This is a genomic window from Streptococcus sp. HMSC034E12 (assembly GCF_001835915.1).
Classification (GTDB): Bacteria; Bacillota; Bacilli; order Lactobacillales; family Streptococcaceae; genus Streptococcus; species Streptococcus vaginalis.
In genome coordinates this window covers 74,180-89,284 of sequence record NZ_KV826438.1, presented here as the reverse complement: position 1 = coordinate 89,284, position 15,105 = coordinate 74,180, and the positions used below count along the sequence as shown (strand labels likewise).

The following is a 15,105-nucleotide window of genomic DNA, read 5'->3' as shown; positions in this document are numbered from 1 at the left end:
TTTAAACGGCTTGGCTTTCAGGAACTTGTTCATTATCGGTTTCGTGAAGGAGGAGTTTCTGACTTTCCACCGCCATTAGGAGAACTTGCAGACGTAGAAGCACTCGGTTCTATACTTGATGAAGCAGAGCTGCTTGGTGACTCTTGGGTAGAACTTTCTTGGCTGCTTGAAGAAGATGATGATTCTTCAAGGCTCGAACTGGAAGTAGAATTATAATAATTTCCTTGGTATCTATTAGTGGAATTGGCTAAAAAGACATAATTTCCTCTACGATAAAGGCTGCTAGGCATTTCCCAGTCTTCTGTCCCGCTTTCAGACAAGTAAGACATCATCGCACGGTAAACATCTGTTGCGACTTTCACACCATCATCCAGAACGGGAGTAAGACGATTAGTGTAACCTGTCCATACCGCCATTGAATATTTCTGCGTATAACCAACAAAGAGTTCATCAGGAGTCACAACACTAGAGCCACCATAAGGCTTCGTTAGTTTCGCTAGTTCATCATCGGAATAGTTGGAGGTCCCTGTCTTACCGGCTTGGTAGACACCTGATATAGCTGCGTTGGTTCCTGTACCTGAAGTGAGAACTGTTTTCAGCATATTTGTCATCATGTACGCAGTTGTTTCTTTCATTGCGGTTGTGCCTTGATTAGAGAAATCTTTTGAGGTTCCATCGCTAAAGACAACACGGCTGACGTATTGAGGTTTATAATAAGTTCCTCCATTTGCAAAAGCAGCATAGGCAGCAGCCATTTTTTCACTGCTGGCACCATATTTCTTATCTGATTTTGTGGTATTACTTGAAATGGCATTTGCATAGACCATATCTGGATAATCAATGCCAAGTCCATTAAGGAATTTCTTTGATTTGCTGAGACCAACAGCTTCTAATGTTTTGACAGCTGGGACGTTCCGAGATTCCTGAAGTGCATACTGAATGGTGATGTTTCCGAAATACCGCATATCCCAGTTGTAAACCGGAGTAGTTGTTCCAGGATAATGATAAGGAGCATCACTAATATAAGCAGCCGTAGAAGTGTAAATGCCATTTTCAATGGCTGGAGCGTAATCCGTGATCGGTTTCATGGTTGATCCCCAGTCGCGATTGGTTTCAACCGCTTGGTTAGTACCAAAAGAGACATTTGAAACTTGATTTCGGACTCCTAGTTGAGCAATTACCTTACCAGTTGTAGCATCTATAATGGTAGAAGCTACTTGTAATTCATCATCTGGATAAGCAACATATTCATTGCTATTATAAATGTTCCAAAGGCGTTCTTGAGCTGCTCTGTTTACGTTTGTATACACTTCCATTCCCGTCGTCAGCAAGTTATAGCCTGTTTCTTCTTGGACTTGCTCAATAACTTGCTTTAAGTAGTTATCCATGTAAGCAGGATAAGAAGCCGAATTTTTCAAGCTTTGCAGACCATCTGTGACGGGCGTATTGACTGCTTTTTCATATTGCTCAGCAGAGATGTATTTGAGTTTATACATTTCTGACAATACAAGATTGCGACGATTTTTAGCAGCTTCTGGTTTTGTATAAGGATCGTATTGATTCGGTGCCTGGGGCATCCCTGCCAATAAAGCAGTTTGAGCTAAGCTCAAATCTTTCAAACCTTTGCCGTAATAACTTTGAGCAGCTGTTTGCATACCGTAGTTACCATTTGACATATAGACCTTGTTTACATAATACGTAATAATTTCTTGCTTAGTGGCTTTGCGCTCTAATTGAACAGCTAACCAGGCTTCTTGAATTTTCCGTGATAGTGTTTGGTCGGCGCTTGAAGTGGAGAAGTAGGTCAGTTTAATCAACTGTTGCGTCAACGTTGACCCTCCTTGTCGATTTCCTCTGCGCAGATTATTCAAGAAAGCACCCAAAATACGAACAGAGTCCACGCCGCGATGATTGAAGAAACGGTGGTCTTCAATTGCAACGATAGCTCGTACTAAGTCAGTTGGAATATCACTTGTTGCCGCATTGACCCTTTTTTCAGAACCTAAGTCGGCAATAAGATTGTTTTCACTATCATAGATTTTACTGGAAGTTGTGGCGACTAGTTTCTTTTCTGACAAGGCAGGTGCCTTGTGAACTTGATAGAGAAAAATTCCTCCACCAGCTACAACTCCAAGCATAAATAATGTAATGAGACCGATAGTTACATATTTTGCAGCTGTCAGTAAAGATTGCTTATTCATTTATTTTACCACCTAGTAAATTTTGTTGAATGATTTCAAGATACGGAATGCTAGGAAGACCATTCTGTGAGATAGAATATCCATGCTTTTGAATGTAGTCAAGTGGCATGGACTTTTTCCCCTTGTCAATCTTGAAGAAGTTAATTAAATAAGGAGCAGGAAGCAGATATGTCAATTTTAAGGCTGAAAAGTGCAATAAAACGAAACAAATTCCTCCTTGTTTGACGACTTGTTCCATGTGCTTGATTTGATGAGCATGAAAATTTTTCATCGGCATGGAAGCCTTTTGATGTGTTTCTTTTGCTTCAAAATCTATATAATGTCCTTGATAGACACCAGAATAGTCTGTTGTAGAGGCTTGTCGAAAGTAGGCTTCAACAATTTTTGCCCGACTACGTCTGGGATAATCCACTTTTACAATCTGAATAGGGGTTGGTTTCTTGTGAATGACCGCTAAATCGTGACTAAGATAATAATCATTCGTTTCATTGATCATTTTTTCAAACGACATTCCCCGATTCGCAAAGTCAACGGACTTCTTTTTGGGAAGTCTTAATGAATTTCGAGAGGGAACTTTATGTGGATAGTTGACCATATATCTCCTTATTGGTACAATAACATCACTCTATTATAACATAAAAAAGGAAATAAAGGGATAATTTAAGTGGTTAGCGTATTAATAGTAGGTTATCGGAATTTTGATTTGGGAATTTTTAATGACAAAGACCCTCGAATCAAGATTATTAAAAAAGCCATTCAGCGAGATTTGACGCGTTTATTGGAAGAAGGTGCGGAGTGGCTGATTTTTACTGGGAACTTAGGTTTTGAAGTTTGGGCACTAGAGGTTGCAAAAGAATTGCAGAAAGATTACGATTTTCAAATTGCGACGATTTTTACTTTTGAGAATCAAGGTGAAATCTGGAATGAAGCCAATCAAGAAAAATTAAGTTGTTTTAAACAGGTGGATTTTGTTAAATACGCCTATTCTCATTATGAAAATCCCAGCCAATTTCGTGATTACAATCACTTTCTACTCAGTAATACAGACGGGGCTTATATTTTTTACGATGAAGAAAATGAAACAAATTTAAAGTATCTTTACCAAATGATGAAGAAACAAGAACAATATTTTATCAAACAATTAACATTTGATGACTTGAATGAGGTCGCAGAAAATTTTTCCGAAAATTAGATGTTTAACCTTGATTTTTGCGGTTCATTTTTTATATAATTAAAGTAATGAACGAGAATGGAGAGAGAAATGGCTAGTATTATTTACACACCGAAAGATATTTTTGATCAAGATTTTAAAGTTGGCGTCCGTGGATATAGCAAGGTTGAAGTGGACGAATTTTTAGATGATGTCATTAAAGATTACGAAACGTATGCTGCTTTGGTAAAGGAACTGCGTGAAGAAAATGCTCGTTTGAAAGCAGAACTCGCTAAAAAGTCAAATGAGGCGGCAACTTCACCTTTGACGCAATCTATCATGGAACCCCCTCAAGTGGCATCTGCTACGCTGACAAATTTTGATATTTTAAAACGCTTAAATCGTTTGGAAAAAGAAGTATTCGGCAAGCAAATCTTAAATAACAAAATTTAATAAGTAATGTGCAATTTTTGGATAATCGCGTGAGAATATTTTATTTTCATGAGGAAAGTCCATGCTAGCACGGGCTGTGATGCCCGTAGTGTTTGTGCTAGGTGAAACAATAAGCCTAGGGACGGAAGTATCCGTTACGGCGACTGAAATGGCTAAGTCTTTGATAAGTCAAAATAGGTCTGAAAGTGCCACAGTGACGTAGTTTTTGTGGAAACACAAGAAGTGGAACGCGGTAAACCCCTCAAGCTAGCAACCCAAACTTTGGTCGGGGCACGGAATGCGTGGAAACGAACGCAGCATTCTGACTGGAAACAGTAGACAGATGATTATCGAAGGAAATGATACCTAGTTATTTCTGGAACAAAACATGGCTTATAGAAAGTTGCATATAGGTTTAGCTAGCGTATTATGCTAGCTTTTATTTTGAGAGGACGAATGAAAACGAAATTTAAGTTGATTGCGACTGCTGCGGCTGGTTTAGAGGCTGTGGTTGGTCGTGAAATCAGAAATCTTGGCTTAGAATGTCAAGTGGAAAATGGGCGTGTGCGTTTTGACGGAACTGTTGAAACCATTATTGAAACTAATCTCTGGTTGCGTGCAGCAGACCGCATTAAGATTGTTGTTGGCAGTTTTTCGGCTAAAACCTTTGAGGAATTATTTCAGGGGATTTTTGCTTTGGATTGGGAAAACTATTTGCCACTTGGAGCAAAATTTCCAATTGCTAAGGCAAAATGTGTCAAATCAAAACTCCACAATGAACCAAGTGTGCAAGCTATTTCTAAAAAAGCAGTAGTCAAAAAGTTGCAAAAGCACTATGCTCGACCAGAGGGTGTTCCCCTAATGGAAAATGGAGCTGAGTTTAGAATAGAGGTTACTATTCTGAAAGATATAGTGACGGTGATGATTGACACAACAGGATTCAGCCTCTTCAAACGTGGTTATCGGGCCGATAAGGGTGGCGCTCCAATTAAAGAAAATATGGCGGCTGCGATTCTGCTCTTATCCAATTGGTATCCAGATAAACCCTTGGTTGATCCGACCTGTGGTTCAGGAACTTTCTGTATTGAAGCAGCTATGATTGGCATGAATATGGCGCCGGGACTTCATCGCCATTTTGCGTTTGAAGAATGGAATTGGGTTGACTCAGACTTGGTTGGGCGTGTTCGTGCTAGAGCTTTAGGACAGATTAAGCAAGACATTCAGCTTGATATTTTAGGGACTGATATTGATGCACGTATGGTGGAGATTGCCAAACGAAATGCCGAAGAAGCAGGTGTTTCTGAGCAGATTGTTTTTAAGCAAATGCGTTTGCAAGATTTGCACACCGACAAGATAAATGGTGTCATCGTTTCCAATCCGCCTTATGGCGAGCGATTGTTGAATGATGATGCTGTGACCAAGCTTTATCAAGAAATGGGACAGACTTTTGCACCACTAAAGACGTGGAGCAAGTTTATCTTGACGAGTGATGAAGCATTTGAAACAAAATTTGGCAGCCAAGCCGATAAAAAACGCAAACTCTATAATGGAACTTTAAAAGTTGATTTGTATCAATATTTTGGTCAGAGAGTCAAACGTCAGATAGATTAGAAAGGATTTGCCGTGAGTAAAGACGAAAAACATTTGCCAGAACAAGAAGAAAAAGAATCAATTCTTGATTTTGAAACAGCTAAAGAAATGACAGTTGGTCAAGCTGCTAGAAAAAGCGAAGAACTTGAAGCAGGGGTGACGGAAGAGGACAATGTGCTGGATAAATACATTAAACAGCATCGTCAAGAAATTGAAGCAGGAAAATTTTCGGCTCAATCTGCAGAAGAAATGTCTGAAGCAGAAGATAAAGAACAACTGAGCCAGTTAGACTTGGCAGAATTTATCCAGGAGATGCACGATGAGGTTCAAGAGGAAGCCCCCCTAGAATCTGCAGAGGTAGCGTCTGAGGAGTCTGCCTTTGATGAAACAGTAGCTGCACTTGCAGCCAGAGAAGCAGAACCGCAAGAAAATTCGGAAGAAAACAGTACACAAACTCCAGAGGAGTTAGAGGCTGAGACAAAAATAATGGAACCAATTCAGCCTGAAATGGATGATATTCCTGTGAGTTCAACTGAGTCAACGGAAAGCTATCCGACTTTTACAGCGTTAGATGAAGAAATGGAAACGGAGAAAGTTCCATTTTATAAAAATAAGAAAGTCCTCTATTCTGCAGCGAGTGTTATTTTACTGGCTTTAATCGGCGGAACAGCTTATCTGTCTTTGAACAAAAAGCAAGCGAAAACAACCACAACTTCAACGAGCCAAACAAATAAATCTTCTACCGCTTCTAGCTCTGAAAATAAGAATTTGAAAGCTTTCAACAGCCTTTATGATTCATTCTTTACAGATGCCAATAAATTGGCTTTGAAAAACAGCAGTTTCGGAAACTTAAACAAACTAAAAGCAGCATTGGAAAAATTAAAAAACACCAACGAGTACAATGTTGCCAAAGCAAAATACGATAGCTTGGTCAAACAAGTTGAGGCTGTTCAAAATGTGAATGCGCAATTCACTTCAGCAGCTATTACAGATGGTGTTTTGGATACTAAAGCAAAGGTTAAGGCTGATGCCAAATTTACAGATGTCACAACTGGAAATACGGACTTGGATAAGGTGTTGAAATCTGCGATTAGCTTAGGAAAGAGTCAACAAACCTCTGCTCCTCAATCTGAGGCTGCCGCTGCACCGTCACAAAGCTCCGCTCAAGCACCTGTAGCAGAACAACCAGCTTCTGTACCAGCGCAAACAACTGCTCCAGCAGCAACAGCGTCAGGCACGAATTTACAGCGTCATTTAAGTCGAGTACCATACGACCAAACTAAAATTAACGACAGTAATAATCCAGCTTGGAATTTCAATCCTGGTGTGTTAGAAAAAATTTTAGCAACCTCACGGGAACGTGGCTATTTCACAGGAGATAATTATATTCTTGAACGTGTGAATATTATCAACGGAAATGGTTATTACAATTTATTTAGAACAGATGGAACCTACCTCTTTAGTATTAACTGTAAAACGGGTTATTTTGTAGGAAACGGCGCGGGTTACGCAGATGCTTTGGATTATTAGGAAACGTTTTCAAGCAAGATATTAGACACTAAAAATCTTATAGGCTATAATGGGCTTATAAGATTTTTATTTTATTATAAAACTAATTTTGGAGGTAATCTTATGTCACTTATTGGTAAGGAAATTGTCGAGTTTACAGCAGATGCTTATCACGCTGGAAACGGGAAATTTATCACAGTTTCTAGTGAAAATTTAAAAGGTCATTGGAGCGTCGTTTGCTTCTATCCTGCTGATTTTTCATTTGTTTGTCCGACTGAATTGGAGGATTTGCAAGAGCAGTATGCAGATCTTAAAGAACTAGGTGTGGAAGTTTATTCTGTTTCAACAGATACGCATTTTACACATAAAGCTTGGCATGATCATTCAGATGCCATCGGAAAACTTGAATATATCATGATTGGCGATCCATCTCATACCATTTCACTTGGTTTTGATGTGTTAGATGAAAGTGGATTGTCTCAACGTGGTACTTTTATCATTGACCCAGATGGAGTTGTACAAGCACTTGAAATCAATGCAGACGGTGTTGGGCGCGATGCGTCTGTCTTGATTGACAAAATCCATGCTGCACAATATGTACGGAGCCATCCAGGTGAAGTTTGCCCAGCTAAATGGAAAGAAGGAATTGAAACACTTACTCCAAGTCTTGATTTAGTTGGTAAAATTTAAGGAGGCTTATATGGCTTTAGATGAAACAATTAAAGCACAACTGAAGCAATACTTGGAACTTTTAGAATCTGATGTTGTATTTCAAGCTTCTTTAGGTCAAGATGAGCGTTCTGAGCAGGTGCGGGCTTTTCTAGAGGAAATTGTAGCAATGTCTCCACGTTTATCACTGGAAAATATAGAGACTAACCGCAAGCCAAGTTTTACCGTTACACAAGTGGGGCAAGCAGGGCGTGTGCAGTTTGCAGGACTTCCCTTAGGGCATGAATTTACATCTTTTGTGCTGGCTTTGCTGCAAGTCTCTGGTCGCGCACCAAAAGTAGAAGATGCTGTTATAAAACGAATTCAAGCTATTAAGCAGCTGCTTCATTTTGAAACTTATGTCAGCTTAACCTGTCATAATTGTCCAGACGTTGTTCAAGCACTGAATACAATGGCTGTGCTGAATCCAACTATCAGCCACACAATGGTTGAAGGGGGCATGTTTAGACAAGAAGTTGAAGACAAAAAGATCATGGCTGTCCCAACGGTTTTTCTAAATGGTGAAGAATTTGCAAATGGTCGTATGACCATTGAGCAACTGCTCGACAAGATTTCTGGACCTGCTTCAAGTGAAGAATTTGACAAAAAAGAACCATTTGATGTGTTGGTTGTTGGGGGCGGACCTGCAGGAAGCAGCGCAGCTATTTATGCTGCTCGTAAGGGAATTCGTACAGGTATGGTCGTTGAAACTTTCGGTGGACAAGTTATGGAGACTGTCGGTATCGAAAATATGATTGGTACGCCTTATACAGAAGGACCTAAGCTGATGGCGCAGGTAGAAGAACATGCCAAGAAATATCCAATTGATATCATGAAGAATCAACGTGTGAAAAACATCGAGAAAAAGGATTTGATTGAAGTGGAGCTTGAAAATGGAGCTGTTCTGAAAGCGAAAACAGCAGTTCTTTCTGTTGGTGCTCGCTGGCGAAATGTTAATGTTCCTGGTGAAGAAGAATTTCGGACGAAAGGTGTAACCAATTGTCCACATTGTGACGGTCCTATTTTCACAGGTAAAAAAGTGGCTGTTATCGGTGGAGGCAATTCTGGAATTGAAGCAGCAATTGACTTAGCTGGTCTGGCAGATCATGTTTATGTACTAGAATTTCTACCAACTTTGAAAGCTGATCAAGTGTTGCAAGACCGTGTGCATCAACTTGAAAACGTGACGGTTCTAACCAATGTGGCTACAAAAGAAATTCATGGTTCCGATCAAGTTGAAGCCATTACTTATCTCAATCGTGCGAATAATGAAGAACATAAAATTGAACTCAGCGGTGTCTTTGTTCAAATTGGTCTTTTGCCAAATACAGACTGGCTCAAAGATAGCTCAGTTGCTCTTAATGAACGCGGTGAAATTATTGTTGACAAACATGGTGCAACAAATGTTCCGGGAATTTTTGCGGCAGGTGATTGCACAGATAGCGCTTATAAACAAATCATTATTTCAATGGGTTCAGGAGCGACAGCAGCTCTGGGAGCATTTGATTATTTGATTCGTCAATAAAAAGAAAACGAGTAGGAAACTTGAAGTTCCTGCCCGTTTTTTTACTTCATACAAGATGACGCTCGAAGGCATCATCGGAAATGCCTTTTTCTAAGATCAGCTTGCACCATTCTTTAGCAGAAAAGAGACTGTGATCTTTGTAATTACCACAAGATTCGATAGTTGTACCAGGGACATCTTCCCACGTAGTGGTTTTTGCAATTTCTTCTAAAGAAGATTTAATGACTTTAGCAATTTCAGTTGAGCTATGTTGCCCCCACATAATCATGTGAAATCCTGTCCGACAACCAAAAGGTGAACAATCAATCATACCATCAATGTGAGTACGAATGAGCTTAGCTAGCAGATGTTCAATCGTATGAAGCCCAGCGGTCGGAATGGCATCTTCATTAGGCTGTACCAGACGAACATCAAAGTTGGAAATGATGTCCCCTTTAGGTCCCACCTCTTCGCCAATCAAGCGTACGTAGGGGGCTCTGACAATCGTATGATCTAACTCAAAACTTTCAACAATGACTTCTTTGACCATAAATAGAACTCCTTTTACTTTTAATAAATTATACCATATTTTGCTCTAGCAAAGAAAAAATTTTCTGCTTCACAAAGCCTGTCAGGAAAAAGGAATCACAAAAAAGAATGTGAAAACAGTCACGTATTTATAAGAATTTAGTTTGTGAAAAATTGATTTTTATGATAAAATAATTAAGAATTTTACAATTCAATATCAATAATTTGAGGTAAAAACATGGAAATAATTTTTGCAGGTGTTTTTGCCGTCATCATTGGTTTAGTCATTGGATATGTAAGTATCACAGTTCGCATGAAATCTGCGAAAGAAGCTGCGGAACTTACTCTTTTAAATGCTGAACAAGAAGCAACTAATTTACGTGGACAAGCTGAGCGCGAAGCGGATTTGTTATTAAAAGAAGTGAAGCGCGAAAGTAAATCCCTTAAAAAAGAAGCACTGTTAGAGGCAAAAGAAGAAGCCAGAAAATATCGAGAAGAAGTTGAGGCAGAATTTAAATCTGATCGTCAAGAATTGAAGCAATTGGAAAGTCGTTTGACAGAACGTGCGACAAGTCTTGATCGTAAAGATGACAATTTAACCAACAAAGAAAAAACACTCGAGCAGAAAGAACAAAGTATTTCTGATAGAAACAAAAACCTTGAGGCGCGTGAAAACAAACTGACAGAGTTGGAGCAGCACAAAGAAGCAGAATTAGAGCGTGTTGCTTCACTTTCACAAACTGAAGCCAGAGACATCATTCTCACTCAGACTGAGGATAAGTTATCAAAGGAAATTGCGATGCATATTCGTGAAGCAGAGCAAGAAGTCAAAGAACGTTCTGATAAAATGGCAAAGGATATTTTAGTCCAAGCCATGCAACGGATTGCAGGTGACTATGTTGCGGAGCAAACCAATTCAACAGTTCATCTGCCGGATGATACGATGAAGGGTCGCATTATTGGACGTGAAGGTCGGAATATTCGAACCTTTGAAAGTTTAACGGGTATTGATGTCATTATTGATGACACACCAGAAGTGGTGACTTTATCTGGTTTTGATCCTATTCGACGTGAAATTGCACGCATGACAATGGAAGCCCTGTTGAAAGACGGTCGTATCCACCCAGCTCGCATTGAAGAATTAGTAGAGAAGAATCGTCTGGAAATTGACCATAAGATTCGTGAATATGGTGAAGCAGCGGCTTATGAAATCGGTGCACCAAACTTACATCCGGATTTGATGAAGATTATGGGACGCTTGCAATTCCGTACGTCATATGGGCAAAATGTATTGCGTCATTCTGTTGAAGTTGCTAAGTTGTCTGGTGTCATTGCAAGTGAACTCGGTGAAAATGCTAACTTAGCTCGCCGTGCAGGCTTCCTTCACGATATTGGAAAGGCTATTGACCGTGAAGTGGAAGGTAGCCATGTGGAAATTGGAACAGAATTGGCTCGTAAGTATAAGGAACATCCAATTGTGGTCAATACAATTGCTAGTCACCACGGTGATGTAGAACCTGAAAGTGTGATTGCAGTTATTGTTGCAGCAGCTGATGCACTTAGTGCGGCTCGTCCAGGTGCTCGTAGCGAATCCCTTGAAAGCTATATCAAGCGCCTGCAAGATTTGGAAGAAATTGCCAATAGTTTTGAAGGTGTGAAAAATAGTTTTGCCTTACAAGCAGGTCGTGAGATTCGGATTATGGTCAATCCTGGTCAAATCAAAGACGATAAGATTACTATCTTGGCTCATGATGTGCGTGAAAAGATTGAAAACAACCTCGAATATCCAGGAAATATCAAAGTAACGGTCATTCGGGAAATGCGTGCTGTAGATTATGCAAAATAGACCTTGCTTAACATGAGCTACTCATCTATGATGTGCAGCTCCCTGTAAGCAAATGATGCCTATATTGATTTTCAAAAACAAGCACATATCTATGCGAAAAAGCAGTTGAAAAAATACTGCTTTTTTGTTACACTAGATAGAAAGACAATGAAGGAGAGATGATGGCGGATCGTGGCTTGTTAATCGTTTTTTCTGGTCCCTCAGGTGTGGGGAAGGGAACGGTTCGACGTGAGATTTTTGAAAGCTCGGATAATCAGTTTCAATACTCTGTGTCCATGACAACTCGTGCTCAACGTCCTGGTGAAGTGGACGGAGTTGACTATTTTTTCCGTACGCGCGAAGAGTTTGAGGAGTTGATTCGGCAAGGTCAGATGTTAGAGTATGCAGAGTATGTTGGCAACTACTATGGAACTCCTTTGACCTATGTGAATGAAACTTTGGATAAAGGGATTGATGTTTTCCTTGAGATTGAAGTTCAAGGGGCGCTTCAGGTGAAGAAAAAAGTGCCGGATGCTGTCTTTATCTTTTTGACGCCACCTGATTTGGCAGAATTACAAGATCGCTTAGTGGGACGTGGAACAGATAGTGCCGAAGTAATCGCCAAACGCATTGCCAAAGCAAGAGAAGAAATTGCTCTCATGCGCGAATATGATTATGCCATTGTCAATGATGAAGTTCCGTTAGCAGCGGAACGTGTCAAGCGCGTTATTGAAGCAGAGCATTTTCGAGTGGAACGTGTCATCGGTCACTATCAAGATATGCTGTCAGAACAACTTTCAGTAAGATAAGAATTTAGAAATTAGGTAAAGAATTATGATGTTAAAACCTTCAATTGACACCTTGCTTGATAAGGTGCCTTCAAAATACTCCTTGGTGATTCTTGAAGCAAAACGTGCTCATGAATTGGAAGAAGGAGCAGCTCCGACTCAAGAGTTTAAGTCTGTCAAATCAACACTTCGTGCTTTAGAAGAAATCGAATCTGGCAATGTCGGGATTCACCCAGATCCTGAAGGCAAGCGAGAAGCAGTTCGTCGACGTGCTGAGGAAGAACGCTTGCGCAGAGAAGAAGAAGAGCGTAAAATCAAAGAACAAATTGCGAAGGAAAAAGAAGAGGGTGAAAAAATTTAAGGTTGGGTCAGCTCAATCTTATTTTTTCTTTTACTGATAAATGAGAGGTGGTGAGAAAGTGCAGATTGCAAAAGTCATTGTGGATGTTCCTCTAATGCAGACAGATAAACCTTATAGTTATGCGGTGCCGAAAGAATTTTCGACTATGTTAGAAATTGGCATGCGTGTGCATGTGCCTTTTGGGAAAGCCAATCGCTTGATTCAAGGGATTGTCGTAGAGCTAGCAGAAGAAACGACAACAGAATTGAAGGAAATCGTGGAAGTGTTAGACTTTACACCAGTTTTAAATGAGGAGCAGCTGTGGCTGGCAGAAGAATTGAGAAAATCTGTCTTTTCTTACAAAATTTCAATTTTAAAAGCTATGTTGCCGGGGTTTCTGAACTCCAGCTATGATAAAATTCTTCATGCTCAACCCTCTTTGAATGAAGAAGATCGACTGCTCATTTTTGGCAATGCAGATCAGCAACATTTCTCATCGCTTGATAAAGAATTGCAGGCTAAGGTGATGCGTTTGACACGGCAAGGGGCGATTCAGGTAGAATACCAAGCGATAGACCAAAAACATATCAAAACAGAAAAATGGTATCAGGTTAATCACGAGATTTTAGCTCAATTGGTCATTCCTAATCGGGCGACAAAAAAGCAAGCCTTGCGAGACATTTTGCAAGTTCAGACTGGAATGCACCGTTTAGCAGATTTGAAAGAAACATTTTCACGGGAAATTATTCACTATTTTATAGAGCAAGCAGCTTTGCAAATCGTTGAAAAAGAGGTGAGTCGTTCTGAGGCTTATTTTGAAAATATTTCAGCGACTTCTGCCTTGGTGCTAAATGAAGAGCAGGAAGCTGCGGTTCAAGCTATCACGCAGCAGATCGGGCATGACGGCAAGCCATTTCTACTAGAAGGAGTGACAGGTAGCGGTAAGACGGAGGTTTATTTGCAGGTCATTCAAGAGGCGCTCAGCCGTGGCAAGACAGCCATTATGTTAGTGCCTGAAATTTCCTTGACACCACAAGTTACAAACCGCTTCATTTCGCGTTTTGGAAAGAAAGTAGCCATTCTTCACTCAGGTCTTTCAAATGGAGAAAGGTATGATGAATGGCGCAAAGTTGAGCGAGGAGCAGCACAAGTGGTTGTTGGTGCTCGTTCTGCTATTTTTGCTCCGTTAAAAAATATTGGTGCAATTATCATTGATGAGGAACATGAAGCGAGTTACAAGCAAGACTCCAACCCACGCTATCATGCGCGAGATGTCGCTTTACTACGTGCAAAGTACAATCAAGCCGTTCTGGTGTTGGGGTCGGCGACGCCGAGTTTAGAAAGCAGAGCGCGGGCTGGCAAAGGTGTGTATCACTTTTTGCAATTGACCAAGCGAGCAAATCCGCAGGCTCAGATTCCTGAAGTGGAAATTGTGGATTTTCGTGATTATATTGGACAGAATGAAGCTAGTAATTTCACGCCTGTTCTGTTAGAGGCAATCCAAGATCGACTAGATAAGAAAGAACAGGTTGTCTTGATGTTAAACCGACGTGGCTATTCTAGTTTTGTCATGTGTCGTGAATGCGGAACGGTTGACACCTGTCCAAACTGCGATATTTCCTTGACCTTGCATATGGATACGAAAAGTATGAATTGTCACTATTGTGGTTTCTCAAAAGGGATTCCCCACAGTTGCTCGAATTGCTCCAGCAGGAGCATTCGTTACTATGGGACTGGGACGCAAAAAGCCTATGATGAATTAGCAGAAGCCTTTCCGCAGGCTCGTATTTTGAGAATGGATATTGATACTACTCGGAAAAAGGGCAGTCATGAACAAATTCTCAAAGAGTTTGGAGACGGACAGGCAGATATTTTGCTGGGAACCCAGATGATTGCAAAGGGTCTGGATTTTCCAAATGTTACTCTCGTGGGAGTGCTCAATGCGGATACGGCTTTGAATTTGCCAGATTTTCGTTCATCTGAGCGCACCTTTCAACTCTTAACTCAGGTTGCTGGGCGTGCAGGACGAGCTGAAAAGGAAGGTCATGTGATTATTCAAAGTTACAATCCGAAGCATTATGCGATTACTTTTGCGAAAAATCAGGATTATGAGGGCTTTTATGCTTATGAAATGAGTATTAGAAAGCAGTTGGCCTATCCACCTTATTATTTTACGGTGGGACTTACCTTGTCTCATAAAATGGAAGCAGAGGTTGTTAAAAAGTCATACGAAGTTTTAAATATGATACGTTCTGGCTTGTCAGACAAAGTTCAGATATTAGGACCAACTCCTAAGCCGATTGCCCGCACTCACAACCTATATCACTATCAATTGATTATTAAATACCGTTTTGAAGAGCATTTGCAAGATGTGTTGAATCAGATTTTGGATTGGACTCAAGAAAAGGTCAATAAGGACTTACGTTTAAGCATAGACCATGAACCACAAAGTTTTATATAGCCTTATTTTAGCCTTTTTTAAAGAAATACACGACTTCTTCTGATATAATAGTAAAAAAGAATATGAGGA

At 40.2% G+C, this 15,105-nt stretch carries 13 protein-coding genes and 1 other RNA gene; 11 read left to right on the top strand and 3 right to left on the bottom strand.

Translation table 11 applies throughout. From position 1 onward, the window contains the following. Positions 1-32: 32 nt before the first annotated feature. Both pbp1a and recU read right to left on the bottom strand, forming a co-directional pair. Positions 33-2,201, bottom strand: coding sequence for a penicillin-binding protein PBP1A (gene pbp1a / locus HMPREF2574_RS04325; RefSeq protein WP_070812218.1), 2,169 nt, complete (start codon positions 2,199-2,201; stop codon positions 33-35). Beyond that, positions 2,194-2,796: a Holliday junction resolvase RecU gene (gene recU / locus HMPREF2574_RS04320; RefSeq protein ID WP_024052121.1), complete on the bottom strand. Its 603-nt coding sequence runs from the start codon at positions 2,794-2,796 to the stop codon at positions 2,194-2,196. Before recU ends, pbp1a begins: the two co-directional genes overlap by 8 nt. A 69-nt stretch (positions 2,797-2,865) precedes the next feature. On the opposite strand from recU, the gene HMPREF2574_RS04315 reads away from it, so the two are divergent. The 7 genes from HMPREF2574_RS04315 to ahpF all read left to right on the top strand — a co-directional run bounded on the left by HMPREF2574_RS04315 (position 2,866) and on the right by ahpF (position 9,115). Next, a complete protein-coding gene (locus tag HMPREF2574_RS04315; RefSeq protein WP_070241548.1) occupies positions 2,866-3,393 on the top strand; it encodes an SLOG family protein in 528 nt (175 codons plus the stop codon). A 69-nt stretch (positions 3,394-3,462) separates the two neighbouring features. Further along, complete coding sequence (gene gpsB / locus HMPREF2574_RS04310; protein ID WP_024052119.1) at positions 3,463-3,804, top strand: cell division regulator GpsB; 342 nt, start codon at positions 3,463-3,465, stop codon at positions 3,802-3,804. A 13-nt stretch (positions 3,805-3,817) separates the two neighbouring features. Next, positions 3,818-4,184: RNase P RNA component class B (gene rnpB, locus HMPREF2574_RS04305), an RNA gene on the top strand. A gap of 55 nt (positions 4,185-4,239) precedes the next feature. Continuing rightward, positions 4,240-5,394, top strand: coding sequence for a THUMP domain-containing class I SAM-dependent RNA methyltransferase (locus HMPREF2574_RS04300; RefSeq protein WP_042754017.1), 1,155 nt, complete (start codon positions 4,240-4,242; stop codon positions 5,392-5,394). A 12-nt stretch (positions 5,395-5,406) separates the two neighbouring features. Next, positions 5,407-6,903 (top strand): cell division site-positioning protein MapZ family protein, encoded by a 1,497-nt coding sequence (locus HMPREF2574_RS04295; protein ID WP_024052116.1) that lies wholly within the window; start codon positions 5,407-5,409, stop codon positions 6,901-6,903. A 102-nt stretch (positions 6,904-7,005) separates the two neighbouring features. Continuing rightward, positions 7,006-7,572, top strand: a complete 567-nt coding sequence (gene ahpC, locus HMPREF2574_RS04290) for an alkyl hydroperoxide reductase subunit C (RefSeq protein ID WP_024052115.1) — start codon at positions 7,006-7,008, stop codon at positions 7,570-7,572. A gap of 10 nt (positions 7,573-7,582) precedes the next feature. Beyond that, positions 7,583-9,115 carry an alkyl hydroperoxide reductase subunit F gene (gene ahpF / locus HMPREF2574_RS04285; RefSeq protein WP_070241549.1) on the top strand — a complete coding sequence of 511 codons (1,533 nt, stop codon included), beginning with the start codon at positions 7,583-7,585 and terminating at the stop codon, positions 9,113-9,115. Positions 9,116-9,161: 46 nt separating this feature from the next. On the opposite strand, the gene HMPREF2574_RS04280 is transcribed toward ahpF, so the two are convergent. Continuing rightward, positions 9,162-9,644 carry an S-ribosylhomocysteine lyase gene (locus HMPREF2574_RS04280; protein WP_024052113.1) on the bottom strand — a complete coding sequence of 161 codons (483 nt, stop codon included), beginning with the start codon at positions 9,642-9,644 and terminating at the stop codon, positions 9,162-9,164. 216 nt (positions 9,645-9,860) lie between these two features. Between HMPREF2574_RS04280 and HMPREF2574_RS04275 the strand changes: the two genes are divergently transcribed. The 4 genes from HMPREF2574_RS04275 to HMPREF2574_RS04260 all read left to right on the top strand — a co-directional run bounded on the left by HMPREF2574_RS04275 (position 9,861) and on the right by HMPREF2574_RS04260 (position 15,036). After that, positions 9,861-11,468: a ribonuclease Y gene (locus HMPREF2574_RS04275; protein WP_024052112.1), complete on the top strand. Its 1,608-nt coding sequence runs from the start codon at positions 9,861-9,863 to the stop codon at positions 11,466-11,468. Between the two features lie 161 nt (positions 11,469-11,629). Further along, positions 11,630-12,256, top strand: coding sequence for a guanylate kinase (gene gmk / locus HMPREF2574_RS04270; RefSeq protein ID WP_003043430.1), 627 nt, complete (start codon positions 11,630-11,632; stop codon positions 12,254-12,256). A gap of 25 nt (positions 12,257-12,281) precedes the next feature. Then, positions 12,282-12,596, top strand: coding sequence for a DNA-directed RNA polymerase subunit omega (rpoZ, locus tag HMPREF2574_RS04265; protein WP_003031464.1), 315 nt, complete (start codon positions 12,282-12,284; stop codon positions 12,594-12,596). A gap of 58 nt (positions 12,597-12,654) precedes the next feature. Further along, entirely contained in the window at positions 12,655-15,036 is a 2,382-nt protein-coding gene (locus HMPREF2574_RS04260) for a primosomal protein N' (protein ID WP_042754016.1), read from the top strand. Positions 15,037-15,105: the final 69 nt, after the last annotated feature.

What these genes read in the sequence shown, in the direction of transcription:
- pbp1a (WP_070812218.1), bottom strand. Translation starts at nt 2,201, where the DNA reads ATGAATAAGCAATCTTTACTGACAGCTGCAAAATATGTAACTATCGGT.
- recU (WP_024052121.1), bottom strand. Translation starts at nt 2,796, where the DNA reads ATGGTCAACTATCCACATAAAGTTCCCTCTCGAAATTCATTAAGACTT.
- gpsB (WP_024052119.1), top strand. Translation starts at nt 3,463, where the DNA reads ATGGCTAGTATTATTTACACACCGAAAGATATTTTTGATCAAGATTTT.
- HMPREF2574_RS04300 (WP_042754017.1), top strand. Translation starts at nt 4,240, where the DNA reads ATGAAAACGAAATTTAAGTTGATTGCGACTGCTGCGGCTGGTTTAGAG.
- ahpC (WP_024052115.1), top strand. Translation starts at nt 7,006, where the DNA reads ATGTCACTTATTGGTAAGGAAATTGTCGAGTTTACAGCAGATGCTTAT.
- ahpF (WP_070241549.1), top strand. Translation starts at nt 7,583, where the DNA reads ATGGCTTTAGATGAAACAATTAAAGCACAACTGAAGCAATACTTGGAA.
- HMPREF2574_RS04280 (WP_024052113.1), bottom strand. Translation starts at nt 9,644, where the DNA reads ATGGTCAAAGAAGTCATTGTTGAAAGTTTTGAGTTAGATCATACGATT.
- HMPREF2574_RS04275 (WP_024052112.1), top strand. Translation starts at nt 9,861, where the DNA reads ATGGAAATAATTTTTGCAGGTGTTTTTGCCGTCATCATTGGTTTAGTC.
- gmk (WP_003043430.1), top strand. Translation starts at nt 11,630, where the DNA reads ATGGCGGATCGTGGCTTGTTAATCGTTTTTTCTGGTCCCTCAGGTGTG.
- rpoZ (WP_003031464.1), top strand. Translation starts at nt 12,282, where the DNA reads ATGATGTTAAAACCTTCAATTGACACCTTGCTTGATAAGGTGCCTTCA.